At 68.6% G+C, this 24051-nt stretch carries 25 protein-coding genes; 11 read left to right on the top strand and 14 right to left on the bottom strand.

Features of this window, described 5'->3' with window-relative positions; genetic code table 11:
• Positions 1 to 61: 61 nt before the first annotated feature.
• A complete protein-coding gene (locus ASE30_RS09485) occupies positions 62 to 1066 on the bottom strand; it encodes a sigma-54-dependent Fis family transcriptional regulator (RefSeq protein WP_082601538.1) in 1005 nt (334 codons plus the stop codon).
• 172 nt (positions 1067 to 1238) lie between these two features.
• Between ASE30_RS09485 and ASE30_RS09480 the strand changes: the two genes are divergently transcribed.
• Positions 1239 to 2624, top strand: coding sequence for a sigma-54 dependent transcriptional regulator (locus ASE30_RS09480; protein ID WP_057284059.1), 1386 nt, complete (start codon positions 1239 to 1241; stop codon positions 2622 to 2624).
• Between the two features lie 9 nt (positions 2625 to 2633).
• On the opposite strand, the gene ASE30_RS09475 is transcribed toward ASE30_RS09480, so the two are convergent.
• A complete protein-coding gene (locus tag ASE30_RS09475; protein WP_057284058.1) occupies positions 2634 to 3008 on the bottom strand; it encodes a hypothetical protein in 375 nt (124 codons plus the stop codon).
• 127 nt (positions 3009 to 3135) lie between these two features.
• Here ASE30_RS09475 and ASE30_RS09470 point away from each other — a divergent pair, with 127 nt between their 5' ends.
• Entirely contained in the window at positions 3136 to 3351 is a 216-nt protein-coding gene (locus tag ASE30_RS09470) for a hypothetical protein (protein WP_057284057.1), read from the top strand.
• A gap of 13 nt (positions 3352 to 3364) precedes the next feature.
• Here the strand turns inward: ASE30_RS09470 and ASE30_RS09465 are convergent, their stop codons facing one another.
• The gene (locus ASE30_RS09465) at positions 3365 to 3727 is read right to left on the bottom strand and encodes a DUF378 domain-containing protein (RefSeq protein ID WP_235515238.1); all 363 of its coding nucleotides are present in this window, start codon (positions 3725 to 3727) and stop codon (positions 3365 to 3367) included.
• Positions 3717 to 3986, bottom strand: a complete 270-nt coding sequence (locus ASE30_RS09460) for a hypothetical protein (RefSeq protein WP_057284055.1) — start codon at positions 3984 to 3986, stop codon at positions 3717 to 3719. Before ASE30_RS09460 ends, ASE30_RS09465 begins: the two co-directional genes overlap by 11 nt.
• A 147-nt stretch (positions 3987 to 4133) precedes the next feature.
• On the opposite strand from ASE30_RS09460, the gene ASE30_RS09455 reads away from it, so the two are divergent.
• Both ASE30_RS09455 and ASE30_RS09450 read left to right on the top strand, forming a co-directional pair.
• Complete coding sequence (locus tag ASE30_RS09455; RefSeq protein WP_057284054.1) at positions 4134 to 4724, top strand: hypothetical protein; 591 nt, start codon at positions 4134 to 4136, stop codon at positions 4722 to 4724.
• Positions 4725 to 4756: 32 nt separating this feature from the next.
• The gene (locus tag ASE30_RS09450) at positions 4757 to 5377 is read left to right on the top strand and encodes a DUF4142 domain-containing protein (protein ID WP_057284053.1); all 621 of its coding nucleotides are present in this window, start codon (positions 4757 to 4759) and stop codon (positions 5375 to 5377) included.
• A gap of 22 nt (positions 5378 to 5399) precedes the next feature.
• Here ASE30_RS09450 and ASE30_RS09445 read toward each other — a convergent pair whose 3' ends face one another.
• Positions 5400 to 6287, bottom strand: coding sequence for an SDR family oxidoreductase (locus tag ASE30_RS09445; protein ID WP_057284052.1), 888 nt, complete (start codon positions 6285 to 6287; stop codon positions 5400 to 5402).
• A 167-nt stretch (positions 6288 to 6454) separates the two neighbouring features.
• Between ASE30_RS09445 and ASE30_RS09440 the strand changes: the two genes are divergently transcribed.
• Entirely contained in the window at positions 6455 to 6631 is a 177-nt protein-coding gene (locus tag ASE30_RS09440; protein ID WP_057284051.1) for a CsbD family protein, read from the top strand.
• Between the two features lie 27 nt (positions 6632 to 6658).
• Here ASE30_RS09440 and ASE30_RS09435 read toward each other — a convergent pair whose 3' ends face one another.
• Positions 6659 to 7000 (bottom strand): YqjD family protein, encoded by a 342-nt coding sequence (locus ASE30_RS09435; protein ID WP_057284050.1) that lies wholly within the window; start codon positions 6998 to 7000, stop codon positions 6659 to 6661.
• Positions 7001 to 7075: 75 nt separating this feature from the next.
• Positions 7076 to 7405 (bottom strand): four-helix bundle copper-binding protein, encoded by a 330-nt coding sequence (locus ASE30_RS09430; RefSeq protein WP_057284049.1) that lies wholly within the window; start codon positions 7403 to 7405, stop codon positions 7076 to 7078.
• A 149-nt stretch (positions 7406 to 7554) separates the two neighbouring features.
• On the opposite strand from ASE30_RS09430, the gene ASE30_RS09425 reads away from it, so the two are divergent.
• Entirely contained in the window at positions 7555 to 7806 is a 252-nt protein-coding gene (locus tag ASE30_RS09425) for a hypothetical protein (RefSeq protein WP_057284048.1), read from the top strand.
• On the opposite strand, the gene ASE30_RS09420 is transcribed toward ASE30_RS09425, so the two are convergent.
• On the bottom strand, positions 7795 to 8859 hold the full coding sequence (locus tag ASE30_RS09420) for a DNA topoisomerase IB (RefSeq protein WP_057284047.1): 1065 nt from the start codon (positions 8857 to 8859) through the stop codon (positions 7795 to 7797). The two genes, ASE30_RS09425 and ASE30_RS09420, sit on opposite strands and share 12 nt — an antisense overlap.
• 186 nt (positions 8860 to 9045) lie before the next feature.
• Here ASE30_RS09420 and ASE30_RS29255 point away from each other — a divergent pair, with 186 nt between their 5' ends.
• From ASE30_RS29255 to ASE30_RS09415, 3 genes are all read left to right on the top strand, one after another.
• The gene (locus tag ASE30_RS29255) at positions 9046 to 9207 is read left to right on the top strand and encodes a hypothetical protein (protein WP_171662524.1); all 162 of its coding nucleotides are present in this window, start codon (positions 9046 to 9048) and stop codon (positions 9205 to 9207) included.
• 49 nt (positions 9208 to 9256) lie between these two features.
• Positions 9257 to 9409, top strand: a complete 153-nt coding sequence (locus ASE30_RS28465) for a DUF3309 family protein (protein ID WP_008165865.1) — start codon at positions 9257 to 9259, stop codon at positions 9407 to 9409.
• Positions 9410 to 9606: 197 nt separating this feature from the next.
• Positions 9607 to 10563, top strand: coding sequence for a 2-hydroxyacid dehydrogenase (locus ASE30_RS09415; protein WP_057284046.1), 957 nt, complete (start codon positions 9607 to 9609; stop codon positions 10561 to 10563).
• A 20-nt stretch (positions 10564 to 10583) separates the two neighbouring features.
• On the opposite strand, the gene ASE30_RS09410 is transcribed toward ASE30_RS09415, so the two are convergent.
• Positions 10584 to 11420 (bottom strand): universal stress protein, encoded by an 837-nt coding sequence (locus ASE30_RS09410; protein ID WP_057284045.1) that lies wholly within the window; start codon positions 11418 to 11420, stop codon positions 10584 to 10586.
• A 113-nt stretch (positions 11421 to 11533) separates the two neighbouring features.
• Entirely contained in the window at positions 11534 to 13660 is a 2127-nt protein-coding gene (locus ASE30_RS09405; protein ID WP_235515237.1) for an FUSC family protein, read from the bottom strand.
• Between the two features lie 253 nt (positions 13661 to 13913).
• Here ASE30_RS09405 and ASE30_RS09400 point away from each other — a divergent pair, with 253 nt between their 5' ends.
• Positions 13914 to 14828 carry an EAL domain-containing protein gene (locus ASE30_RS09400; RefSeq protein WP_057284043.1) on the top strand — a complete coding sequence of 305 codons (915 nt, stop codon included), beginning with the start codon at positions 13914 to 13916 and terminating at the stop codon, positions 14826 to 14828.
• Between the two features lie 161 nt (positions 14829 to 14989).
• Complete coding sequence (locus tag ASE30_RS09395; protein ID WP_057284042.1) at positions 14990 to 15169, top strand: hypothetical protein; 180 nt, start codon at positions 14990 to 14992, stop codon at positions 15167 to 15169.
• Between the two features lie 121 nt (positions 15170 to 15290).
• On the opposite strand, the gene treY is transcribed toward ASE30_RS09395, so the two are convergent.
• The 4 genes from treY to glgX are packed head-to-tail and all read right to left on the bottom strand — an operon-like array spanning position 15291 to position 24050.
• Entirely contained in the window at positions 15291 to 17921 is a 2631-nt protein-coding gene (treY, locus tag ASE30_RS09390) for a malto-oligosyltrehalose synthase (RefSeq protein WP_057284041.1), read from the bottom strand.
• Entirely contained in the window at positions 17918 to 20158 is a 2241-nt protein-coding gene (malQ, locus tag ASE30_RS09385; protein WP_057284040.1) for a 4-alpha-glucanotransferase, read from the bottom strand. The genes treY and malQ overlap by 4 nt, the downstream gene beginning before the upstream one ends.
• Entirely contained in the window at positions 20155 to 21942 is a 1788-nt protein-coding gene (gene treZ, locus ASE30_RS09380) for a malto-oligosyltrehalose trehalohydrolase (protein WP_057284039.1), read from the bottom strand. The genes malQ and treZ overlap by 4 nt, the downstream gene beginning before the upstream one ends.
• A complete protein-coding gene (gene glgX, locus ASE30_RS09375; protein WP_057284038.1) occupies positions 21939 to 24050 on the bottom strand; it encodes a glycogen debranching protein GlgX in 2112 nt (703 codons plus the stop codon). The genes treZ and glgX overlap by 4 nt, the downstream gene beginning before the upstream one ends.
• Position 24051 lies beyond the last annotated feature (1 nt).

Below are 24051 nucleotides of genomic sequence, written 5' to 3'. Positions count from 1 at the left end.
CAAACAGGCCCTGGGCATGGCGCGTGCTGACGCAGGATTACAAGATGGCGGTAAGAACTGCTCAGGCCGCCGTGCCCGGCTCGTTCTTTTCGTAAACTTCCAGCCGGTTGTACAGGGTCTTCAGGCTGACGCCCAGCGTTTCAGCGGCAAGGCGCTTGTCGCCGGCATGGTGCGCCAGCGTGGCCAGGATGAACTCGCGCTGCGCCCGCCCCAGCGGCATACCCACCGGAAAATTCAAGGCGCCATCGCGAACCTCGGCGTGGTGCGCGCCCCGGGCGCGGATCAGCAGATCGGCGTCTACCTGAACGTCCGACAGGATGTACGCCCGTTGAACCACATTGCGCAGCTCGCGCACATTGCCTGGCCAGTCATGCCGCGCCATGGCGTCCAGCATATGGGCGGAAAATGTCTTCTGGGTGCCGTGCTGGGCGTTGAGGGTGTCCAGGAACTGGTGCGCCAGCAAGAGCACGTCATCGCCGCGCTCGCGCAGGGGCGGCACACGCAGCGGTATCACGAGCAGGCGATGCAGGAAATCCTGGCGCAGGCGTCCGTCGGCCACCGACGCGGCCGGGTCGCGATTGCTGGCGCAGATGATGCGCACGTTGGCGCGCAGCAGGTCTGAGCCGCCCACCCGTTGATACGTGCCGGCTTCGAGCACGCGCAGGAAGTGGACCTGCATGTCCGGCGGCATTTCGGTGACTTCGTCCAGGAACAGCGTGCCGCCGCTGGCGTATTCGAAGTACCCGGCGTTCTGCGATACGGCGCCCGTGAAGCTGCCTTTTTCGTGGCCGAATAGCTCGGCATGCGCAAGCGTGCCGCTGATGGCGCCGCAGTTCACCGCCACGAAGGGCTGCCCGCGGCGTTCGCTGCCGTCATGGATGGCGCGCGCGACGATTTCCTTGCCCGAGCCGCTTTCGCCGATGATGAACACGCTGGCGTCGGTGGCCGCGGCCAGGCTGATCTGGGCGCCCAGCTTACGCATTTGCGGGGACACGCCGTTGCCATCGGTGAATCCGGCGGGGGACGGCGGGGCGCCCTCGCGGCCGGCGGTGTTGCGATTGGCCATGCTGATTCCTTGGCCCGGGAGGGGGCCGATGAGCCCATGGTAGATGCCCGGCGGCATACGGACTGCGACCAGTTGAAAGCAATCGAAAACTTTCGTGGAATCCGTCGAATATTTGCACCGGATGCGGCCAGAGTGACTATTCTGAGTGCTGAGACGGGATACCGGAGAAAGCATGCCCCACCTGTTAATCGTCGACGACGATGACGCGATTCGCGAAACGCTGGCGGAAATTGGACGCGAAAGCGGTTTTTCCGTGGCGTTGGCCGCAAGCGTCAGGGACGCGTTGATTCAGCTTGAACGCCAGGCGCCAGATCTGGTGCTGACGGACGTGCGTTTGCCTGGCGGCAGCGGCATGGATATTTTCAAGAACGTGGCGATCAGCAGCGCCGAGGTCGTGGTGATGACCGGCCACGGCTCGGTCGACAGCGCGGTTCAGGCCCTGCGGCTGGGCGCGACCGACTACCTGGTCAAGCCCATCTGCATGGAGCGCCTGAACGAGATCCTGGGGCGCATCCTGACGGCCGCCGGCGGCGACGCGCCCGGCACGCCCTTCGAAGAACCGGGGCGCTTCGGCAAGCTGTACGGCAAATCCGAGCGCATGCTGGAACTGTACCGCCAGATCGGGCGCGTGGCGCCGACCAACGTCACCACCTTGCTGATCGGCGAAAGCGGCACCGGCAAGGAACTGGCCGCGCACGCCATCCACGAACTCAGTCCGCGCCGGCAGCGGCCATTCATCGCCGTCAATTGCGGGGCGATTTCCCCCAACCTGATCGAAAGCGAGATGTTCGGCCACGAACGCGGCAGCTTCACTGGCGCCGACCGCCAGCACAAGGGCTACTTCGAACGGGCAGACGGCGGCACGCTGTTCCTGGACGAAGTCACGGAAATGCCGCTGGATCTGCAGGTCAAGCTGCTGCGCGTGCTGGAAACGGGGCAGTTCATGCGCGTCGGCACCAACCGCGAGATTGCCTGCGACATACGCATCGTCGCCGCGACCAACCGCAATCCGGAACAGGCGGTCCAGGACGGCAAGCTGCGCGAGGATCTGTATTACCGGCTGAGCGTCTTTCCGGTCGAACTTCCGCCGTTGCGTGAGCGAGGCAGCGACATTTTGTTCCTGGCGCAGCGGTTCCTGCAGGCGCTCAACCAGGAGTCGGGCAAGACCAAGGACTTTTCGCCCGAAGCGGGCGCGGCGCTGGCCCAGTACGAATGGCCCGGCAACGTGCGGGAACTGAAGAACTTCGTCCGGCGCGCGTTCATCATGGCCGACGGCGACACCCTGGACCTCGACATGCTTGCGCCGCATGTGTCGCCGAGCGGCGAGGCGGCGAGCGGGCAGGTGAGCGTGCCCGTCGGCGAAACGCTGGCCGAAGCGGACCGGCGCCTGATCCTCGCGACCCTGGAACGTTGCAATGGCGTGAAGAAACAGACCGCTGCGGTGCTGGGCATCAGTCCCAAGACGCTATACAACCGCCTCGAGGAATATGCCGCGGCGGGATATGTGCTGCCGGGCGAGGATCCCCAGGCCGAAAACGCCTCCCGGGGATCCGCCTGAAGTCGCTGCTTATTTACCGTAGCGGGTCTTCAGGTTCGCCATGCAGGCGTCCTTGGCATTTCCAGACATGCCGTCGCACTTTTCCTTGCCGACCTTGTAGTCGGCCTCATTGCGCGCCTTGGCCGCGTCGTGCGAGCTTTCAGCCTTTTCCTTGCCTGCCTTGGCATCCGCCCGGGCCTTGTCGCGGGTAGCCTCGGCCTGCTCTTGGCAGACGTCCTTGGCGTTGCCCTTCATGCCGTCGCACTGCTTCTTGTCCATCTTGTATTGATTGTCGATCTGGTCGTCGCTGCGCACGGCGCCGGTGCCGACCTGAGCGGATGCCTGAAACGCCAGGGCGGACAGGCACAGGGCAAAAGCGGGGCAAATCGTTCTGGACAGCTTCATGACTGACTCCTTTGGGTAGTGGTCCGATATAGGGCGGACCCGAAGAAGCCTAAGCAAGCGCTGTTCCCGGCCTCCCCGGGAACGGGGCTTGCGCGGGCAAAGCGGGACTATTCAACGGGAGACCACCATGAGCACGCAACGCGATCACAAACCGGCAGAACCCAAGGCCAATGTGCCCAAGGATGACGCGCAGGCCGCCCGTCAAAGCGGGCAGTTTGGCGCTGACAAGCCGGATGCCGGCGAGCAGGCGCCCCGGCGCGAGTCGGACAAGACGCCTAACCGCAAGGGGGCCGAATTTGAAGAGGGTGGCCAGTACCCGGGCAAGCAGCCCGGCGGCAAATAGCCGCGTGGCGCTGTCAGTCGGGCTCTTGGCCCAGGCGGAACAGCAGCACCACGCAGTACAGCGCGGCGAGCCCGATGAGGCCGTAGGCGGCCCGGGCCACCGCATAAGGCAGCATTCTGGCGAAGACGTCCAGGTTGACGGCGGCGATCAGGCCGCAGTTCAGCCCTCCGGCCACCACGGCGATGAGCGCCGCCCAGTCCAGGGTGGAAAGTCCGCGCGCGGCGGGCGGCGCGGCGAGGTCCGGCGCGTCTTCCTCCGCCACGGGGAAACCGTCTTCGCCGCCGCTGATGTCCATCTCCAGAACCCGTTGCCCTGGGACTGCCACCGGCACGGGGCCGCCGTAATCCGGCGCGGCCATCCGCGGGTCATCCGCCATTTCGCACCGGGTCGGGGGCATCGCGGGAAAGGCCGGCGTCGTCGGCATCCGTGACGCGATCCGGCGCGATATCCGCACCGTCGTCGTCGCGCTCGTCACGATCCACGCTCTCGCGTTCGCCGGTGGCTTGGGAATCGCTGTCGGTGTGCGCCCGGCCCGGGGGCAGGTCGCTGGCGGAATCCGACGAGTCGCTGGGCCCCAGGTCGGGGCGGCCGCTGTTGTCTTCATCGGGAAAATCGGGGTTCATAGGGCGGGGCATAACGGTCTCCTGGGAGGACTTCGCGGCGCGCTCGGGGAACGCGGCTACGCATCGGTGCCGCTGCGGCCGATACAGCAAGCGCCGTGCCGCAGCCGCCGGGTATGGAAGTTGCTGCCGAGTCGGCCGTTCATCAACCAGGAGACCGCCATGTCCTTGATAGTCGCAGCACGGTTCCAGACGTTCGATCAGGCCGCTCTGGCGGCGCAGAAGCTGTTTGCCGAGGGCTACACCGAGGACGACATCCATACGTTCTACGTCAGCCCGGCGGGGGAACACGCGCGTTACCCGCTGGGCGGAGACCGTCTGGCGGATCCCGACGCCAAGGGCGGGCATGTCGGGGCGGTGGCGGGCGCGTCGCTCCTGGGGCTGGTGTTTGCGTTGCTGGGCGGGCTGATCGCCGCGCGCCTCGGCGCGCCGGTGCTGATCATCGTTGCGGCGGCGGGCGTGGGCGCGTATCTGGGCGCGCTGGCCGGCGCCCTGTGGGTGGTGGGCCGGGGCAAGCGCAGGAGCCGGGCGGTGCCGGACGACCGGACCGAGCATCCTGCGGTGAGGCCGGCGGGCGTCATGCTGGCGTTGCATGTCGAACCGCAGCGCGAGTCGCTCGCCAGGCAGGTGCTGCGCGAGGCCGGCGGCAGCGATATCGAACGCGCCCAGGGGCGGTGGCTGGAGGGCAGGTGGCAGGATTTCGATCCCCTGACCCCGCCCAGGCATGTCGAGGCGCCCACGACGCCCAACTGAGGCCGTTCCGGCTCACGCAAGGAGACAGGACAATGAAGAAGATACGCAATCCCATGCTCGCGGTGCTGGCCGCCATGTCCATGCTGCTAGGTGCGCAGGCAGCCTCTTACGCCGCCGACCTGGCCGAGTCCGATGCCCGCTTCCTGCAGGCCGCCGCCAGTGCGGGCATGTTCGAGGTGAAGGCGGCCGAACTGGCCGGAAAGCGGGCGGAAAATACCGAGGTCAAAGCCTTCGCGGCGAAGATGCTGGAGCAGCACCGTGCGCTGAATGCGGAGCTGAAAACCCTGGCGGCCACCAAGAAGGTGGCGCTGCCCGCCGAGCCCGACGAACCGGACCGCGCGACCCTCGAAGCCCTGCAAGGCAAGACCGGCGCCGCGTTCGACCAGCTGTATGTGGACAAGGCGGCGCTCGATGCGCATGCGATGGCCAATCGCCTGTTCGGGACCGCCGCCAAGGAGTCCGAGGATCCGCAGATCCGCGAGTTCGCCGCGCGCGCCTTGCCCATGCTGGCGGATCATTACTCGATGAGCCGCGCGCTCAAGCGCGAGCCGGCCGCCAACGGCGAAAAGATCCAGCCCGCCGTGAAGGGCGAGGCGCCCGCCGTGTCGCCGGCATCGCGCGAGGCGCCGGCGTCGATCGTGCCGGCCAAGTAGCGCGGACGCCGGGGCAGGGCGTTCAGTCCCCCGCGCTGCCCGTGATGGGCAGCACGATGCCCGTGATGTAGCTTGCGCACGCCGGCGATGCCAGGAACACGTAGGCGGGCGATATTTCCTCGGGCTGGGCGGGGCGGCCCAGATCGGTATGCTTGCCGAAGGCCTTGATGGCCTCGGCGCTCTGGTCGGCGGGATTGAGCGGTGTCCATACCGGGCCCGGCGCCACGGCGTTGACCCGGATGCCTTGTTCGGCCAGATTGGCGGCGAGTGATCGCGTGAAGGCATGGATGGCGCCCTTGGTCGATGAATAGTCCAGCAGCTTGGCGCTGCCACGCAGGCCGGTCACCGACCCGGTATTGATGATGGATGCACCGGCTTTCAGATGTGGCAGCGATGCGCGCGCCATGTAGAAGTAGGCGGTGATGTTGGTGCGCAGGGTCTTGTCCCACTTTTCGTCGGTGATCTCGGGCAAGGTGTCCGTATGCTGCTGGTAGGCGGCGTTATTGACCAGCACGTCCAGCTTTCCAAAATGCTTCACCGCCTGCGCCACGGCTTCTTTGCAGAATGCGGCATCCTGCACGTCGCCCGGGATCAGCAGGCATTGCCGTCCCTCGGCCTGCACGGCGCGGCTGGTTTCCTTTGCGTCTTCATGTTCGTTCAGATAGACGATCGCCACGTCCGCGCCTTCGCGCGCGAACAGCACGCTGACGGCCCGGCCAATGCCGGAGTCTCCGCCGGTAACGATGGCGACCATATCCCGCAGCTTGCCGCTGCCTTGATAGCCCGGCGCGGAATACTGGGGCTTCTGCACCATGTCGGCCTCGTTGCCCGGCTTTTCCAGATGCTGGCCGGGCATGGGTGGCGTGGGGTGGGGACGGTCGCCGGTCTGGGCGCTCTTGGGTTTGCTCATGCGAATCTCCCGTGGGACGGCGCGGGGTGCGCCTTTGCGTCAGGATCAAGCAAACGCCGTTCCCGGCGGTGGGGTGCCCGCGCAGGGCGGGCACGATGTTTGCTGCAGAGCCCGGCCGCGCCCAGGCGGCGCGCGCGATCCATCAACGCACGGTAAGGGAGAAAGCCATGAACAAGGACCAGGTGAAGGGCAGGGTCAACGAAGCCGCCGGAAAGGTGAAGGAAGTGGCCGGCAAGGCGACGGGCAGCGCGTCCACCGAAGTGAAGGGGACGGCGCAGAAGGTCGCCGGCAAAACGCAGGCGGCTTACGGCGACGCGAAAGACAAGGCGCAAAAGCCGGGCTGACGCCCGGCGCTTGACGCCCCGGCGCGGCTACTGGCGTCCAACAATGACGCCAAGCAGAAAGGCCGCGCCGGCCACCAGACCTACCGCCTGCCATGGGCGGGCATGAATGTACTCCTCGGTGCAGTCCAGCGTTTCGCGCATCAGATCACTGGCGTTGTCGGACGCATCTCTTAGGCTTTGCCGCGTGGCCTGCAACTGATCCGACAAGCGCGCCTTCAAGGCTTCCAGATCCGTTGCGCCGGTGTCGCTCAGCGTGGCTTCCAGTTCGTCGATCCAGCTCTCGGGGTGACGCGAGCGCCGGTAGGCGCCACGATTGTCGGGGCCGTTCTCGGGAAAATCGGAAGGCATAGGGGTATTCGTCGTGGCCATCGAAAGCTCCTGAACTTCGGGCGAAAAATGCGCCAACGCGGACCGGCCCGGACGGCCGCGAGGCGGGCCGGGGCGTCAGGCCTCGACCATGTCCCTGCATGCCAGCGTGCAGCCCAGACAGGCCGCCGCGCAACTCTGGCAGTGCTCGGCTTCATGCGCGGAGCACAGGCGCGCGCAAGCGTCGCAGACCAGCGCGCACAAGGTGCATAACGCGTTGGAAAACTCACCATCGCGCGCCAGCATCGCGGCGCACAGGCGGCAGACCGCCGCGCAATCCGTGCACAGGCTGATGCAGCCCTTCATGCGCGTCGCGTTTTCCTCCAGGCAAGCGGCAGCGCACAGATCGCATGCGACCGCGCATTCATAGCAGGCTTGCACACATTGCTCGAAGTTTGGGTCTCGCATTGCATCTCCTTGTGAGTAGCCTATGCCGATCGGCAACGCGCGCGCGAGGCGGCCACAGGCACATCCGCTTGCAATTTGAAGGTCTTGACGGTTTTTCCGGTGGCCTGGAGGCCGTAGGATGAAGGCTTGAACCGTGGCAGGAGATACCAATGAAATCCCCATCCGCACCGAAGCCCGTCGTGTCCGGGCATTCCGGCAAGCAATCGCCGGACAACGCTAAGATACTGCCGCCCAGCGGTCCCGTCGACGTGCCCGCGCTACCGGATAAACCCGATGCCGGGACACCCGATGAGGCAAAGCGCGACAAGCGCGCCGTGGCCGACACCAAGACCGAGTCCAATTGGGCCGACGGCTCCGCGCCCCAGCCGCGCGCGAAGAACGCGCGCTCATCAATTCTTTGAGTCCGTCGCGGGCGCCGCCTGCTGATGCAGGAACGCCAATAGGCGCCGTTCGTCGGCATTCAGGCCGCGCGGACCGGCGGGCGCCGCGCCGCGCGGCGGCAGTGTTCCCGCGAAGTAGGCGTCCAGGATGGCGGGATGCACATAGCACGCCCGGCAGACCGCCGGCGTGTTCGCCAGCCGCAGCGCCACCTGCTTGATCACGTCGGCCGCCTCTTGCTTGGTCTGGCGTTCATCCGCATGGGACCGCGCCTGGAGCGCGGCATAGGCCAGCACCGAACCGGCCCAGGTCCGGTAGTGCTTGGCGGTGAAGTCTCCGCCGCCCGCCTCGCGCAGATAGGCGTTCACCGCGCCAGAATCCACGCCATGCTTGCCGCCGTCTTCATCCAGGTACTGGAAGAGCTGCTGCCCCGGAATGTCCAGGCAGCGCCGGATGATGCGCGCAACGCGGCGGTCGGTGACGGTCACATCGTGGGGCACGCCGCTCTTGCCCTGGAACCGGAAGCGCAACCGGCTGCCGGCCACGGTGGTGTGGCGCCGCTTGAGCGTGGTCAGGCCATAGGATTTGTTGGCGCGGGCGTACTCGCGCGCGCCAATCCGGATCAGCGTGATCTCCAGCAGACGCACCAGGACTGCGATCACCTTGTCCTGCGTCAGTCCGGACGTCTTCATGTCGCGTTCCACCCGCCGCCGGATACGGGGCAGCGCCAGCCCGAACGTCAGCAGGTTCTGGTATTTGCCGGCGTCGCGCACGGCCGTCCAGGCGGCATGGTATCGATACTGCTTGCGCCCGCGCGCGTCGCGGCCGGTGGCCTGCAGGTGCCCCTGGGCCAGGGCGCAGATCCACACGCTCTCGTAAGCCGGGGGAATGGCCAGCGCATCGATGCGCTGGATTTCCGCTTCATCGCTGATGCGCTTGCCCTGGGCGTCCAGGTAATGAAAGGTGCTGCCGTTGACCCGCACCCGGGCGTACCCAGGCTGCGAGTCCTCGACATAGACCAGCGTGGCGTCCCCCAAGGCAGGCGACGCCGGTTCTCTGTGCGTTCGGGTGTCCATCGGGTCTCCAAGTGCGCTTGCGGCCGGGCGCGCACAGCATGCGGCGTGCCCGGACCCGCGCCACGCCAGGCGCCTTGCGGTCCGGGAACGCGGCTTGCTGGTGCCCCTGCCAGCAACAAACGTTGTCGAACTGATCGTTGCGGGCCGGTTTCACCGGCCTGGCCAGGATCTTAAGAGGAGAGTGCAATGCAAACCGTCCTGCAACTACACGTGCCGCCCAAGCCGGACCCCATACCGCCCGGCTCGCCGCCCGGAGATTTGCCGGTGGATCCGGATACGGACGAGCCGGACGTGGACCTGCCGCCGTTGTCGCCGCCTGTAAAGGAAATCGTGCCGCCCGAGCATTGATGGATGTTTGCCGCCGAATAATTCATACCAATAAAGACTAGGAGTCACCATGTCGACCATCCTGCTGATCATTCTGATCCTGTTGCTCATCGGCGCCGTGCCGGCCTGGCCCCACAGCAAGGGCTGGGGCTATTACCCCAGCGGCCTGCTGGGCATCGTCGTCATTGTTCTCATCGTGCTGCTGCTGATGGGACGCCTATAGCGGTCCGCCGGCTGCCCGGTGGCCACGCGGCCGCCGGGCAGCCGGCCGTTCCGGCCGTTCCGGCCGTTCCGGGCGATCGGGGTGATCCGGTGATCCGGTGATCGGCCCATGGCCGCGGCGGTGGTGCGTCGCCGCGCTCAGGCGTAAGATTTGCGGGTTTTTTCGTAGCCAATCCTAAAAAAAACCCCCAGCCCGACATGAGCATTCCCTTACTGATTCTGATCGACAGCGTTCAGGACTATCTGCCCGCCATCGAAGACCGAGGCTTTCGCACGGTTTTCGCGCCCACCGACGAAGCGCGGGCCCAAGCCATACAAGACCATGCCAGCGAGATCCGCGTCGTGCTCACGCGCGGCGCCACCGGCCTGCGCGCCGATGAAATCGCCGCGCTGCCGCGGCTGGAATTGATCTGTTCGCTGGGCGTGGGGTACGAGAACATCGATCTGGCGGCCGCCGCCGCGCGCGGCATCGTGGTGACCAACGGGCCTGGCGCCAACGCCGTTTCGGTCGCGGACCACGCCATGGCATTGCTGCTGGGCGCGGCGCGCCGGCTGCCCCAGGCCGACGCGTGGGTGCGCCAGGGACATTGGAGCGGGTTCATGGGGCCGCAGGTCAGCGGCAAGCGCCTGGGCATCCTGGGCCTGGGCACGATAGGCATGGAGATTGCCCGCCGCGGCGCGAACGGTTTCGGCATGAGCGTCGGCTACTACAACCGGCGCGAGCGTCCCGAGTCCGGCTACGCCTATTTCGATACCCCGCGCGCGCTGGCCGCCGCGTCCGATTTCCTGGTGGTGGCCACGCCCGGCGGCGCCGCCACTCGCCACCTGGTGGATGCGGGCGTGCTGGACGCCCTGGGCCCCGACGGCTATCTGGTGAATATCGCGCGCGGCAGCGTGGTCGACACGCAGGCCCTGATCGCCGCGCTGGCGCAACGCCGGATCGCCGGGGCCGCCCTGGACGTGGTCGACGGCGAGCCCTGCATTCCGGACGCCCTCATCGCGCTGGACAACGTGGTGCTTACCCCGCACAGCGCCGGCCGTTCGCCCGAAGCCGTGGCCGCGACGGTCGCGCTGTTCCTGGACAACGCCACGGCGCATTTTTCCGGCAATCCGGTGCTGACGCCGGTGCGGGACGCGCACGCCGTGGCGGCCTGAGGCCGCACGGCGCAGCCGCCTCAGTGCGAGAACATGATCGGTACGGTCATGCTCTTGAGGATGGACGCGGTCGCGCCGCCCATGGCCCATTCGCGGAACTTGCTGTGGCCGTAGGCGCCCATGACGATCAGGTCGGCGCTGTGGTCGGCGGCCGCGTTGAGGATGGTGCTGCCCACTCCCACGCCCTTGATGTCGCGGCGCACGTGGTCCGGCGCGGGCATGCCATGCGCGACGCAGTACGTGACCAGATCTTCGAAGGGTATCGCTTCGACGTTGCGGGTGGCTGCGCCTTCGTCCATGGTCAGCACGACCAGGTGGGAGGCGCCGCGCAACAGCGGCGCCGCATCGGCCAGCGCGCGGGCGGCCTCTCGGCTGCCGTCCCAGCACAGCATGACGCGCTCGCCCACGGCGGGGAAGTGCCCACTGGACGGCAGCACCATGACCGGGCGGCCGGCGGATAGCAGGGTTTGCTCGACGAACTCGTTTTCATGGGCGGCTTCGACGTCGTCGCGGTTCTGCTGGCTGACGATGATCATGTCGCTGGCGCGGCCATACAGCGCGACGGTGGCGCTGGGCGAGGACTCGCCGGCGCGGACGATCGCCGGCACATCGGCGGCGGCCGCGGCATCCAGGAAAGCGTTCTGGACCGCCCCGCGATTCTGCGCCTGCAAATCCTTCATGACGCTGAGCGTGCGGGACATCATCACCGATTCGCCGTAGTAGTACTGCGGCGGGGCGGAACTGGCGTAGATGCCGACCAGTTCGGCCTTGTGGCGCTTGGCCAGCCCCAGGGCCAGCTCGGTGCGGCGCTTGCAGTCGAACCCGTGGTCCAGGTGTACGGAAATACGGCGGTACATAGCGGCTCCTTGTGTGTAAGCGTCCTGAGCCCTATGGTTGCGCATTACGGGGGCCGGGCCATTGATGCGTGTCAAACCGGCCCCAGTTTGGCCGGGATCGCGCAAGCAGGCCGCTATTGCGCCGGCTGTTCCCGCTGCACGCGCTCGCGGAGCTGCCTGATCTGGCGAGCCTGCAGCGCGATGCGGTCCAGCGGGGCGGCCAGCGCGGGATCCGCCGCGCTGACGGCAGGGGGGACGCCAAGCGCGCGCGTGCTCTGCGCGGGTTCGGAAGCCCGCGGGTGCAGCGCCTGGGCCAAGACCGTGCCGTATTCCCGCAGCGCGGGCGCGGCCGCCGATCCGGGGGGCAGCGCCGCCTGTATCTCCAGCACGGTGCCGGCGGCGGTGATGCGGCGCAGGGCGTTGAGCAGGTTCACGGCGGTGTCCACATTGCGTTCGCGATGCACCGGGTTCTGCTGCAGCCGCTGCAGCGAGGCCTCGGCGTTGTCCGCGGACAGGCAGGCCAGGCGGCGCAGGCCCACGATGTCCTGGTGCGCGCCGTCGCCGCCGCTTTTCTCCCGAACCAGCGCCAGCGCGTAGTCGGCGTGGCGCTCCAGCGCCCGCGTCAGCGCGCCGGCCAGTTGCCGGGGTTCCTTCTCGGGCCAGACCAGAAACCCCACCAGCAGCGCAAGAATGCCGCCCAGCACGCTGTTGAAGGCGCGCAGCGCGGCCAGCATGGGCTCGTAGATCTCGGGCTGCTGGATATGGCTGACCAGCACGAACTGCGAGGTCAGAAAGAAGGTGAACAGCGCGTAGTGGATGGTGCGGGCCGCGAAGGTGCCCAGCGCGATGGGCAGCACCGCCAGGGCCACCGACAAGGGGCTGCTCAGAAGCAGGCCCAGCAAGGAGGCGCCGATGGCGCCCGCCACGCTGCCGGCCACGCGTTCCACGGTGCGCTGCCAGGTCGTCGCGAAATACGGCTGAAGGATGAACACCAGCGTCAGCGACATCCAGTATCCGTGGTTCACAGCGAAGGTCTTGGACAGCGCGACGGCGATGGTCGCGCCCACGCCCACCCGCAGCGCATGGCGGAACGCGTCGGATTCGAAGCGCAGGTTCTGGCGCAGGGTGCGCCAGGCCTGCCGCGCGCGGCCCGGACCGCGCGGGCGCTGCGCGGGCGCGGCGGGGGTGACGGCCTCGTCGAACAGGGACTGCATGACGGCCTGGGCGGTATGCAGCAGGCGGTCCAGCACCGGCACCACGGTGGCGAGATCGGGCGCGTAGGCCGTCGCCCCGCCGCGCAGGTCGTGCAGGCCCGCGGCGTAGTGCGTCAGCCGCTCACGCAGGCATAGCGCCTGCTTGGCATCGCTGACGTCGGACGTGCTGGCGATGGCGTTGCATACGCTGGCGTAACGGTGCATCGCGTGCGACAGGTGCGCGCCGGCGCTGCGGCCAAGCCAGCGAGGCGCATTCGATTCCAGCAGGTCGGCGACGGCCACCAGGGCGATGAAGCTGTCTTCGGCGCTATCCAGCAGATACAGCAACTGATGCGCGCGGGCGCGGCGCGACGGGCGCGCGTCCTGGACCTCGCGGATCCGGCCTCGGGCCGCCTCCAGCGCGGCGCGCAGCGCGCCGCGTTGAGACCGGCTGACGGCGCTCCAGGCCTGCGGGCCGCCGGCGGCCGTCAGGCCTGAATACAGGCCGGACAACGCGTCGGCAAAGTCCGCCAGGCCGCGATAGCAGTGCGCGACGGCATGCGTCGCGTCCTTCCAGGGGCGGCGGCGCCACACCAGCGCCGTCATGAGGATGGCCCACCCGGCGCCCGCCAGGAAGAACAGCGTGTACGACAGGCTTTCCCGCCAGGTGGGGGCGGGCAGTTCGGCCGCCACGACAAAGCCGGCCGACAGCAGGGTGCCCACAATGGCCGCGGCGGGCCCCAGCACGCGCAGCAGCCCGCCGAAGGTGCAGCAGACGAAGGTCAATGGCAGCAGCAGCCACAGGTACGCGGCGCTGGCGCTGGCCAGGAAGCAGAAGAGGGCGCCGATCAGGCCCAGCGCAAGCATGGAACCCGCGCGCTGTCGCAAGGGGCCGCCAGGATCGCCGAAGCAGGCCCAGAATGCGGCGATGGCCGTCCACCCCAGACGGGGTTCGTGCGCAAGCACGGCCAGTATCACGGGAGCCGCGCTGATGGCGGCGGCTTGCAGGGCGTCTAGCCACAGCACATTGCGCACTGAGGCGCGCCAGCGGGAAAGCAGAGTCGTCACGCGGGGAAGGGTGGGCAGGGGGTTGCGCCCCATGGGGGGCGAAAGACGCAAACCCTACCATGTCGACAAGGCGTTCTTGCCGTCACGGGGGCGGGCGTCCACGGGGTGCGTACACATGTTTTTCCGCACCTTAATACCGATGGTTACATATGTGTGACTTTACGGCATCGAGGGCGCAGAATGGCGAATCGAAGCGCCTTTACTATGGCCGGACCGCGCGGGCCATAACCAGAGGCGCCACAGGAGCGCAGACATGACGCCGAACACACAGCTAGGCCCGGACCCGGTGGTGAACGACGCGGAAATCGCCGCCATGGTCACGGGCAGGGATGGCCTGCGCGTGCTGCTGCAGCCACAGGTGGACCTGCTTACCGGCAGAATCGTGTCTGCCGAGGCACTGGCCCGATGGCAACATCCGCGCCTGGGGACCATCATGCCCGCGGCGTTCATTCCGGCGGTCAACCGCCTCGGACTCGACAAGGCGCTTTTTGAACGCGTCTGCCTGCGAGTCATCGACGCGCTGCTGACGATGCGGCGCGCGGGCGTCGCGGTGCCGGTGGCGATCAACGCGCCGGCCACCACGCTGTCGGACCAGCGCTCGGTGGAATTCCTGCTCGATCGCGTCTACGCCGCCGAACTGCCGCCGTCGCTGGTGCGCGTGGAGCTGACCGAAGACCAGCCGATCCGCGATCTGGACGTGCTGCGGGCGTCGCTGCTGCGGCTGGAAGACGCGGGTTGCGAAGTCAGCCTGGACGATTTCGGCACGGGCTATGCGTCGCTGAAGCTGCTGTCGGCGATTCCGCTGTCGGAAGTCAAAATCGACCAATATTTCGTGACGCGGATGCGCCGCAGCGCGGTGGCCTTCGAAGTCCTGCGCAGCGCCGCGGAACTGGCGACCCGCCTGGGATGGCGCGTGGTGGCGGAAGGGGTCGAGAACGTGGCGGATATCCCCGCGCTGCGGGCGGCCGGGTGCCGCTATGGACAGGGTTTCTCGCTGGGCCGCCCCATGCCGCTGGACGAACTGATGGTCCGCCTGCGCACGCAGCGCGATGGCGGCGAGCCCCTGTCTGCGCCCGCCAGCTATGCATCGTCATGGATCGAGGCGTTCGACGGCGGCACGAAGGACGCCGAGCCGGGGCAGGCCGGGCGCCGGATGGCGACGCTGTAGCGCGGGCCGCGCATGTGCAGTTTTTACCGATGAAGCGGGATTTGCCAAGTCCGGGTCGGACCCCCTGAACCCTTGATTGCCGGGCGCGCCGCGGGCTTGCCGGGCACGCCAGTTGCTCTATAGGGTTCAGCGGAATGTTTCCGCCTACTAGGAGACTTGTAATGGCCAATCAGAACCAACCCGACCAGCAAAAGCAGCCGCAAAAGCAGCAGTCCCAGGAAAACCCGAAGGACCGCAACCAGCCGGGACAACAGCAGCCCGGTCAATCCGGCCAGCAAATGGATAAGGACCGGAATCAGCCGGGCCAAAGCCCTGCCGATCAAAACAAGGCCCAGCGCTAACCGCGCTTCTTGAGCTGGCCGCGCGGCCCCCCCGCATGGCCGGCGCGTAGTACACGATGGCCCCCTCCGTGCTCCCTCCGTGGCGCGGAGGGGGCCGTTTCATGTCAGGCGGGCCTTGCGGCTACACTGACAGACACAGCCCCGCGGGACCGTCGCGCAGCACCTCGGCAAGCGGCAGCAGGCCGTTGGCGGCGGCGCGCAGGCGCCGTCCCGTAAGCGCGTCATGCAGCGCCAGGCCCGTGCTGCCCTCGGGCAGCCTCAGCGCCGTGGCGGCCCAGAATTCGCGGCCGGCCTCGCTGCCACCGCTGGCATAACCGGCCAACTGCAACGCGCACCCCCGGGACGAGACGATCAGTGCATTCTGCCCGTCGTGACGGCGCAGGAAGGCGAGCACATGCATCGCCTGCGCGCCCTCGGCATGAACGCGCACCAGGTCACCGCTGGCGAACGGCCCCGGCAGCCGCTGACGGGCGGCCAGCAGGCGGTGGATCAAGGCCTGCTTCACCGCGCCCGACCGCCATGCCTGCGCCGACAGGTCCATGGCGACATCCCCCGACGACTGCGCAAGCAGGGACGCGCGCAACGCGTAGTCGACGGGACGGCGGTTGTCGGGATCGACCAGGCTGAAGTCCCACAGCTCGGTGCCCTGGTACAGATCGGGCACGCCAGGCAAGGTGTTGCGCAGCAGCGTCTGCGTGAAGCTATTGACCATGCCTGCGGGCGCGATGTGCAAGGCGAACGCGGCGATATCGGCGAGCAGCTCGCGGCCACGGCCGTCGTCCACCAGGAAGGCCAGGGCTTCCTGCGCGGCGGCTTCATACGCCGGGTCGGGATCGGTCCAGCTCGTGTGCAGCTTGGCCTCTCGCAGGGCCTTCTCCTGCCACTGGCCAATGCGGGCGGTCCACGCGCGCAGCGCGTCGGGGTCGCGCTCGATCACGCCCACGTCCCACTCGGGCGGCCACGCGCCGACCAAAGTCTGGAGCAGCATGTAGCGGTCGGCGCGGGACGGGCCGGGGGGCAGCGCATCGATCCAGCCGCTGGCGGCCTGCGTCCAGCGCTCCGGCATTTCGGTCAGGACGGCCAGCCGCGCCCGGGTGTCCTCGCCGCGCTTGTGATCGTGCGTGGCCGTGGCCAGCATGGCTCGCGGATGCGTGCGGGCGCGGCTTGCGCTCACGGCGTGGAAGCCGTCGGCCGACAAAGAGAAACCGTCCGGCGACGCGCCGACCTCATTGCGCGACAGCAGCGGCCCGTAACGGTAGAACAGCGTGTCTTCAAGCGCCTTCGCGGCCAGCGGCGGCGTCAACTGCTGAAACCGGCGCAGGGCGGCCTGATGGCCGGCGGCGGGGGATGCGCCGTCCAGCCATTGGCCGATCCGGGCCAGCAGCGAGGCGTCGGCGGTGTCCTCGCGCGCGTTCAGCGTTGCGGCGGCCTCGCGGGCGGCCAGTTCGCGCCAATGCGCGTCGGCGGCGGTGCCCGCATCGTCCTCGGCATAGGTGCGATAGACGGGAAACGCGGCCAGCCAGGCAGTCAGGACCCGGTCGATCGCGGTGGCGCTCCAGTCGCGCGTGCGTTCGTCCTGCGCGGCAATGGCCTCGAGGCTGCGCACCAGCGCCTGCCGTTCGGCCGGAAAATGCCGGGCCAGCATCCGTTCGCGCGCGGCCCGCAGTTGTTCCCGGGGCGCTCGCGCGTCGCCGGCCAACGTTTCCCAGAACGCGCGCAACGGCGCTTCGCCTTGCGGCGCGTGCAGCAACGCGCCCACCTGATCCATGAAGTCGTAGCCGGTCGTGCCGTCCGTCAGCCAGCGCGGATCCAGCGTTTCATCCTGCGCCAGGATCTTCTCGACCACCAAATACGGCTGCTCCTGCCGGCAAGCCTCTGGACGGCTGGCGCCGGCGTCGGCCAGGCAGCGGGACAGGCGCCGCAGGTAGGCGCCCGGCGACGCCAGCCCGTCGATATGATCCACCCGCAGCCCGTCCAGGACGCCCTGCGCATACAAACGCAGGACCATCGCGTGGACGTCGTCGAACACCGCGTCGTCCTCGACGCGAACCCCCACGAGCTCGCTGATCTCGAAGAACCGCCGCCAGTTGATGAGGTCCGGCGCCGTGCGCCACCACGCCAGGCGGTAGTGCTGGCGTTCCAGCAGTTCATGCAGGCGCTGGCGGCCTGCGGGATGCGCGGGGTCGTGCTCGCGCAGCCAGGCGGCCGTGTCGGCGCGCGGCGCCGATGCGACGGCTAGCGGATAGCGCTGCCCCGACACGTCCAGTTCCACTTCGCCGCCGGCGCCGCCGCGCAGCGTGATCGCGCCGCGCTCCAGCGACACGCCGTAGGGGTCGGCCAGCACCGGCAACAGCACCTTGCCCTTGAGCGTGGGCGCTGGCGGATCCCAGTCGATGTCGAAATGCCGCGACCAGGCGCTGGCCGGGCCGTGGGCCAGCACATCGCGCCACCACGCATTGGAGGGGTGCGCGGCCATGTGGTTGGGCACGATGTCCGCGATCAGGCCCAGCCCGCGCGCCCTGGCAGCCCGCGCCAGGCGGAGCAGGGCGGATTCACCGCCCAGTTCGGGATTGACGCAGGCATGGTCGATGACGTCGTAACCATGCGTGGACCCGGCCCGCGCGCGGGTGATGGGCGACAAGTACAGATGGCTGACGCCCAGGTCGGCGTAATAGTCCACCTGGGCGCACGCGTCGTCCAGCGTGAAACCCGCGTGCAACTGCAGACGGGCGGTGGCTTGCGGCGCGCTCACGGGCGGCTCCTTCCGGTGCGCGCGGCATCCAGGCGTTGCTGCGCGGCGGGGTCGGCGAAGGTGGCGCGGATGCTCAGCGGCAAGCGCTGGCGCCAGTTCGGATGGGTATCGATGGTGCCCGGCAGGTTGGGCTGGTCCAGCAGGCCGGCCACGTCCTCCATGGGCACGAGCAGCAGCGGACACTGGCTGGAGGACACGAAGCGCAGCAGCGCTGGAAGCGGGGCTTCGGCGGGCGCGGTTCCGGCGGGCGATGCTTTGGCGGGTGATGTTATGGCGGCTGATGCCTCGGCGGCTGATGCCCCAGCGCCTGATGCCTTGGCGGCCGCCGACGCGGCGGCTGATGCTCCAGCGGCTGGCGCTCCGGTTGCGGCATCCAGCGCCCGCGCAAGCAACTCGCGGTCGATGGCGCGGCCGCGCCGCAGTGTGGCTTCGTCGTCGTCCGCGCCCAGCAGGTTCAGCTTCACGCGCCAGTCGATATCGCGCTCCTTCCACCAGCCGCGCAGGGTGGGGAGGTCGTGCGTGGTGGTCATCGCGGCGGCATCGGGCGGCCATTGCGCGGGGTCCGTGAAGCCCGCCGGCGCATCCGGTCCCGGCGCGGCGTCCGGCGCTTGCCGCATGAACCAGAGCACGTTCATGCCCAGCAGCCCGTTGTCTTTGAGGCGCTGGTCGAAGCCCTCGGGCACGGTGCCCAGGTTTTCGCCGATCGCGAAGGCCCGGTGCCGCCAGGCTTCCAGCGCCGTCAGCGCCAGCAGGGTGTCCAGCGGATAGCGCAGATAGGCGCCTTCGCCGGGCGTGGCGCCGTCGGGCACCAGCCATAGCCGCGCCATGCCCAGGATGTGGTCGATGCGCACGCCGCCGGTGTGCGCCAGGCTGGCGCGCAGCATATCGATGAATGCCGCGTAACCATTGGCGTGCAGCGCGCGCGGGGAAAACGCGGTCAAGCCCCAATTCTGCCCAAGGGGGTTGTAGATGTCGGGCGGCGCGCCGATCGACATGCGCGGCATCAGGTCGGCCTGCCGGCTCCACGCATGGCTGCCGTCGGGGCTGTCGCCCACGGCAAGGTCGGCAAGCAGGCCGAGCCGCATTCCGGCCTCGCGGCCGGCCGCCTGCGCCGCCGCGAGATTTTCGGCGGCCAGCCACTGCGCGAACTGATGGAAGTCCACCTCCATCGGATGATCTTGCGCAAAGCGCCTGACCTCGGCCGATGCCGGATCGCGCAGCCCCGCGGGCCATAGCCGCCACGGCAGCACCGCGCCGTCCGGGGCCCGTCGCGTCGCATGCAACGACTCGAACACCGCATGGTCGCGCAGGGCTTGCCCGCCCGCCGCACAGAATTGCGCATAGCGCTGACGCGGCCCCGCCGGCCCGCTGCTTGCGAACTGGCCGTGCAGCGCGCGCAGCAAATGCAGGCGTTGCGCGGCGGCGGCGGGCCAGTCGATCAGGTCCAGCCCGTCCAGTGCGCTCAGATCTGCGGGCTCGGTCCCGGCCAGCGCGCGGGCCAGCGCATCCTGGCCCAGCACCCCGGCGGGCGCGGCATACAGGACATTCAGGAAGAGGCGGCTGGAGGGCGAGTAGGGGCTGCAGCGCTCGGGCTGCGCGGCAAACATGGCATGCACCGGGCTGATGGCCAGCACATCGGCGCCTTGCTCGGCGGCGGCCACGGCCAGCTCGCGCAGCGCGCCGAAGTCCCCGAAGCCATGGGTGCGCGGCAACGCCGCGCATGCGTCCTGCCGCAGGCTGTAGACCTGTGCGCTGATTCCCCAGCAGCGCGGGTTGCCGACGCCGGTCAGGTCGGCCAGGCCGGGCGCCTGCCGGGGCGCGACGGCCAGGGTCGCGTCGCCCGACGCCAGCGACAGCCGATGGTATCCGGGCTCGTCCGGGGCAGACAGACAAGGCTGGCCGTCGCGGTCGATGCGGATCTCGCCTTCCACGATGCGCCCCGACTCGCAGACGATCCGGTAAGGGCCGCGCGCGGCGCGCGGCAACGGCGCCGTCTCATCGATGCGGGTCACGATCACGGGCGGCAAGGCGTCCGCGGCTTGCGCCGCCACGCGTTGGCGGCTGTCGCGGATGGCTTGCGGGCTGTCGGCGGGCAAGTCCAGCGCGTCCAGCAGGGCGCGCAGCGTGGCGGGCGCGACGCGGCGGGACCGCTGGCGGGCGTCCGTCCAGTGCTCGAAGATGCCCGCCGCGGCGGCCAGGGCGGACAGTTCGCCATCCGGGGCTTCGTCGGCGGTCATGCGGGCTCCTCGAGCAACCAGACCGTACTGTCCGGGCAAAGCTCGCCGCGGGCGAGCGCATCCCGGCCGCCGGCCAGCGATTCGAACAGCAGGGTGGCATACACGTCCGGACCGGGCATCAGCGGGGCGGGCACGGCTTGATGCGCGGGCCCCAGATTCGTGTAGACGGTCAGGCGCGCGCCATCGGCCAGTTCCCAGCGGGCGAACACGCTGCGTTCGCCAATGCCGCTGGCGCCCAGGCTGACCGCGCCCGCGAGCCGGGGCGAGATCAGGCGGGCCCGTAACTGAAGCAAGGCGGCGTAATCCCGCATCCATTCGCCGGCGTCTTCGCCGTCCGTCCACGGACTGCTGGCGTGGTAGCTCGCCGGATCGTTCGGGTCGGGCAATTGCGCCGTGGGCGCATCGCCCGCGAACTCGGGGAAGGCCGCGAATTCGCGCCGCCTGCCATCGCGCACGGCCTGCGCGAGCAGGGGGTCCGTGTGGCTTGTGAAATACAGAAACGGCGCGCGGGCGCCGCGTTCCTCACCCATGAAAATCAAGGGTATCTGCGGCGCCAGCAACTGCAGCGCCACTGCCGCGCGCAGGCGCTGACCGCTGTCCACCAGGCTGATCAGCCGCTCGCCGCGCGCGCGGTTGCCCGTCTGGTCGTGGTTTTGCAGGAACAGCACGAAGGCCGAAGGGGGCAAGGCGGCGCTGGGTTCGCCGCGCGGCTGTCCGCCGCGGTAGGGGGAGGGCTGCCCCTGGTAGAGCCAGCCTTCCGCCAGGCACCGCGCCAGCGCCTGCGCGGGCGCGTCGCAGTAGTCGGCGTAATAGCCCCGGGTCTCGCCTGTCAGCAGATGATGCAGCACGTGGTGCGCGTCATCGTTCCATTGCGCATCGAAATCGCCCTGAAGCAGGCTGGCGCGGTTGTCGTCGTTTTCCACCACCAGATGCACGTTGCGCTCGGCCGACACGCCTTCCCGCACAAACTGCGCCAGTTCGTGCAGCCATTCATGCCCGGCGATCGCATGCACGGCGTCGAGGCGCAGCCCGTCGAAGCGGTATTCGGTCAGCCAATACAGGGCGTTCTCCTTGAAGAACTGGCTGACGGCGGCTTCGCGGAAGTCGATCGCGTCGCCCCACGGCGTATCGATGTCGGACCTGAAAAAGGGCGCCGCGTAACCGGACAGATAGTTGCCGTCCGGCCCGAAATGGTTGTAGACCACATCCAGCATCACGCTCATGCCAAGCCCGTGCGCACCGTCGACCAAGCGCTTCAGCGCGTCGGGCGTGCCATAGGCGGTGTCGGGCGCATAGGGCAGCACGCCGTCGTAGCCCCAATTGCGCTCGCCGGGAAAATCCGCGATGGGCATGAGCTCCAGCATGGTGATGCCCATGGCGGCCAGTTCGGGAAGGCGGGCAAGCAGCCCCGCGTAGCCGCCCGCCAGGCCGGCGTGGACTTCGTACAGCACGGTCTCTTCCCAGGGACGGCCGGACCATTCGGGATGGCGCCATTCGTAGCCGCCGGGCGCGACGACGATGCTGTCGCCATGCACGTCGCCATCCTGCAGGCGGGAGGCCGGATCGGGGACGATGGTGTCCGCGTCCAGCCGGTAGTGGTAGCGGGCCCCGGGGGGGCAATCGACGTCGGCTTGCGCGTAACCGTCGGCGCCCGGGCGCAGGGCGATGGGCGGATGGCCCTCCACCTCCAGCGCCAGGCCTTCCGGTGCGCTGGGCGCCCATAGCCGGAATCGCGTCACGCCGCTTTCCAGCGGGATGGCGCCGAAGGAGAACGGAGGTGTCATGGGGTGTCTCCCGGTTTGCGCGCCGCCGTCAGCAGGACGATGCTGTGCGGCGCCACCGTCACCTCGGCGCCGTCCAGGGGCGCGGACGGCGCCTGCGTGGCGGAGTCCAGCTCCAGGGTCCAGGCCATGGCGGGTTCGGCCAGGCCGAACGGCACGGGATCCGCCGTGGGATTCATCAGCAGCAGGGTCACATCCACGCCGCCATCCTCCAGCATGGCGGCGCGCCGCAAGCCCATCACGCGTTCCTGCGTGTTTTCCCAGGCAGGTCCGTCCAGGGGCGCGCCGGCGGCGTCGAACCAAGAGATGGCGGCCACCCCCGGCGACAGTTCCTGGCCGGCATCGCCATAGCGGGCGCTACGCACGCTGGGATGGGCCCGGCGCAAGGCAATCAGCCGCGCCACGTAGCGGCTCAACTCGCGCCCCGTGTCGCTCTGCGCCTGCGTCCAATCCAGCCACGACACGGCGTTGTCCTGGCAGTAGGCGTTGTTGTTGCCGTCCTGGCTGTTGCCGAATTCATCGCCCGCCAGGATCATCGGCGTGCCGTCCGAAAGCAGCACGCTCGCCAACTGCGCGCGCTGGACCCGCCCGCGGGTCTCCAGGATTTCCGCGTCCTCGGTCGGGCCTTCCTCGCCCCAGTTATGGCTGTAGTTTTCGGAATGGCCGTCGTTGCCGCCTTCGCCGTTGGCCTCGTTGTGGCTGCCGTCGTAGCTGACGATGTCCGCCAGGGTGAAGCCATCGTGCGACGCCACGTAGTTGACGCTGGACCAGGGCCGCCGGTGGCGGCGGTCGAAGAGATCGCGCGAACCGCACAGCCGCGCGGCCATGTCGCCCCGCATGCCTTCGTCGCCGCGCCAGAACCGGCGGGTCGTATCGCGGAACTTGTCGTTCCATTCCGCGAACCCGGGCGGATGGTTGCCAAGCTGGTAGCCGTCGGGCCCGATGTCCCAGGGTTCGGAAATCAGCTTCAGCCGGGACAGCACCGGATCCTGCAGGATCACGTCGAAGAATCCCGCGCCCGGGTCGTAGCCGTTGCCCTCGCGTCCCAGCGTCACGCCCAGGTCGAAGCGGAACCCGTCCACGCCATACGAGGTAGCCCAATAGCGCAATGAGTCCGTCACCATCTGCAGCACGCGGGGATGCGACATGTTCACCGTGTTGCCGCAACCGGTATCGTTGATGTAGCGGCGTTCCTCGCCGGGCACCAGTCGGTAATAGCTGGCGTTGTCCAGCCCGCGCCACGACAGCGTCGGCCCCATTTCGTTGCCCTCGCAGGTGTGGTTGTAGACCACGTCGAGGATGACCTCGATGCCGGCCGCGTGCAGGCGGCGCACCGCCTGACGCAGGTCGTTGGGATCCTGCATCAGATACGAGGGTTCTGGCGCGAAGTAGGACAGCGTGCTGTAGCCCCAGTAGTTGCGCAGCCCGCGTTCCGTCAGGAAATGGTCCTGCAGGAACGCGTACACCGGCAGCAGCTCCACGGCGGTCACGCCCAGCCGCTGCAGGTGTTCGATGAATCGTGGATCGGCCAGCGCGGCGCAGGTGCCGCGCAGGGGCTGGCGCAGGTCTTCGCGCTGCATCGACACGCCGCGCACATGGACCTCGTAGAGGGTGGTGTCGTTCCAGGCCGTGGCCGGCGCCTTGCTGTTGCCCCAGTTGAACGGGGCTTCGTCGGCAACGATGGCCTTGGGCATGGCCGGTGCGCTATCCCGGCGGTCGAAACTCAGGTCCTCGCGCGAATGGTTCATGCGATAGCCGAACAGCGCGTTGCTCCAATGCACGGGGCCGGTCAGCTGGCGGGCGTAGGGATCCAGCAGCAGCTTGTGCGGATTGAAGCGATGGCCGTTCTGCGGGTCGTATGGGCCGTGCGCCCGATAGCCATAGACCAGGCCGGGCTGCGCGTCCGGCAGATAGCCATGCCAGACCTCGTCCGTGCACTCCGGCAGGTCGAAGCGGCGAAGCTCCTTGCGGCCCCGCATGTCGAACAGGCACAGTTCGATGCGTGTGGCGTTCGCGGAAAAGACCGCGAAATTCACGCCCAGCCCATCGCTGGTGGCGCCCAGCGGATGGGGCTGCCCACCGCTGATTCGTGTCAATTGGGACGGATCCATG

It is taken from the genome of Achromobacter sp. Root83 (assembly GCF_001428845.1).
Taxonomy (GTDB): domain Bacteria; phylum Pseudomonadota; class Gammaproteobacteria; order Burkholderiales; family Burkholderiaceae_B; genus Achromobacter.
The sequence above is the reverse complement of the archived record's forward strand: the minus strand, read 5'-3'. Positions and strand labels throughout refer to the sequence as shown.

Bases quoted from the DNA above. Each gene is read 5' to 3' on its own strand.
- ASE30_RS09485 (WP_082601538.1), bottom strand. From the start codon at position 1,066: ATGGCCAATCGCAACACCGCCGGCCGCGAGGGCGCCCCGCCGTCCCCC.
- ASE30_RS09480 (WP_057284059.1), top strand. From the start codon at position 1,239: ATGCCCCACCTGTTAATCGTCGACGACGATGACGCGATTCGCGAAACG.
- ASE30_RS09475 (WP_057284058.1), bottom strand. From the start codon at position 3,008: ATGAAGCTGTCCAGAACGATTTGCCCCGCTTTTGCCCTGTGCCTGTCC.
- ASE30_RS09470 (WP_057284057.1), top strand. From the start codon at position 3,136: ATGAGCACGCAACGCGATCACAAACCGGCAGAACCCAAGGCCAATGTG.
- ASE30_RS09465 (WP_235515238.1), bottom strand. From the start codon at position 3,727: ATGGCGGATGACCCGCGGATGGCCGCGCCGGATTACGGCGGCCCCGTG.
- ASE30_RS09460 (WP_057284055.1), bottom strand. From the start codon at position 3,986: ATGCCCCGCCCTATGAACCCCGATTTTCCCGATGAAGACAACAGCGGC.
- ASE30_RS09455 (WP_057284054.1), top strand. From the start codon at position 4,134: ATGTCCTTGATAGTCGCAGCACGGTTCCAGACGTTCGATCAGGCCGCT.
- ASE30_RS09450 (WP_057284053.1), top strand. From the start codon at position 4,757: ATGAAGAAGATACGCAATCCCATGCTCGCGGTGCTGGCCGCCATGTCC.
- ASE30_RS09445 (WP_057284052.1), bottom strand. From the start codon at position 6,287: ATGAGCAAACCCAAGAGCGCCCAGACCGGCGACCGTCCCCACCCCACG.
- ASE30_RS09440 (WP_057284051.1), top strand. From the start codon at position 6,455: ATGAACAAGGACCAGGTGAAGGGCAGGGTCAACGAAGCCGCCGGAAAG.
- ASE30_RS09435 (WP_057284050.1), bottom strand. From the start codon at position 7,000: ATGGCCACGACGAATACCCCTATGCCTTCCGATTTTCCCGAGAACGGC.
- ASE30_RS09430 (WP_057284049.1), bottom strand. From the start codon at position 7,405: ATGCGAGACCCAAACTTCGAGCAATGTGTGCAAGCCTGCTATGAATGC.
- ASE30_RS09425 (WP_057284048.1), top strand. From the start codon at position 7,555: ATGAAATCCCCATCCGCACCGAAGCCCGTCGTGTCCGGGCATTCCGGC.
- ASE30_RS09420 (WP_057284047.1), bottom strand. From the start codon at position 8,859: ATGGACACCCGAACGCACAGAGAACCGGCGTCGCCTGCCTTGGGGGAC.
- ASE30_RS29255 (WP_171662524.1), top strand. From the start codon at position 9,046: ATGCAAACCGTCCTGCAACTACACGTGCCGCCCAAGCCGGACCCCATA.
- ASE30_RS28465 (WP_008165865.1), top strand. From the start codon at position 9,257: ATGTCGACCATCCTGCTGATCATTCTGATCCTGTTGCTCATCGGCGCC.
- ASE30_RS09415 (WP_057284046.1), top strand. From the start codon at position 9,607: ATGAGCATTCCCTTACTGATTCTGATCGACAGCGTTCAGGACTATCTG.
- ASE30_RS09410 (WP_057284045.1), bottom strand. From the start codon at position 11,420: ATGTACCGCCGTATTTCCGTACACCTGGACCACGGGTTCGACTGCAAG.
- ASE30_RS09400 (WP_057284043.1), top strand. From the start codon at position 13,914: ATGACGCCGAACACACAGCTAGGCCCGGACCCGGTGGTGAACGACGCG.
- ASE30_RS09395 (WP_057284042.1), top strand. From the start codon at position 14,990: ATGGCCAATCAGAACCAACCCGACCAGCAAAAGCAGCCGCAAAAGCAG.
- malQ (WP_057284040.1), bottom strand. From the start codon at position 20,158: ATGACCGCCGACGAAGCCCCGGATGGCGAACTGTCCGCCCTGGCCGCC.
- treZ (WP_057284039.1), bottom strand. From the start codon at position 21,942: ATGACACCTCCGTTCTCCTTCGGCGCCATCCCGCTGGAAAGCGGCGTG.
- glgX (WP_057284038.1), bottom strand. From the start codon at position 24,050: ATGGATCCGTCCCAATTGACACGAATCAGCGGTGGGCAGCCCCATCCG.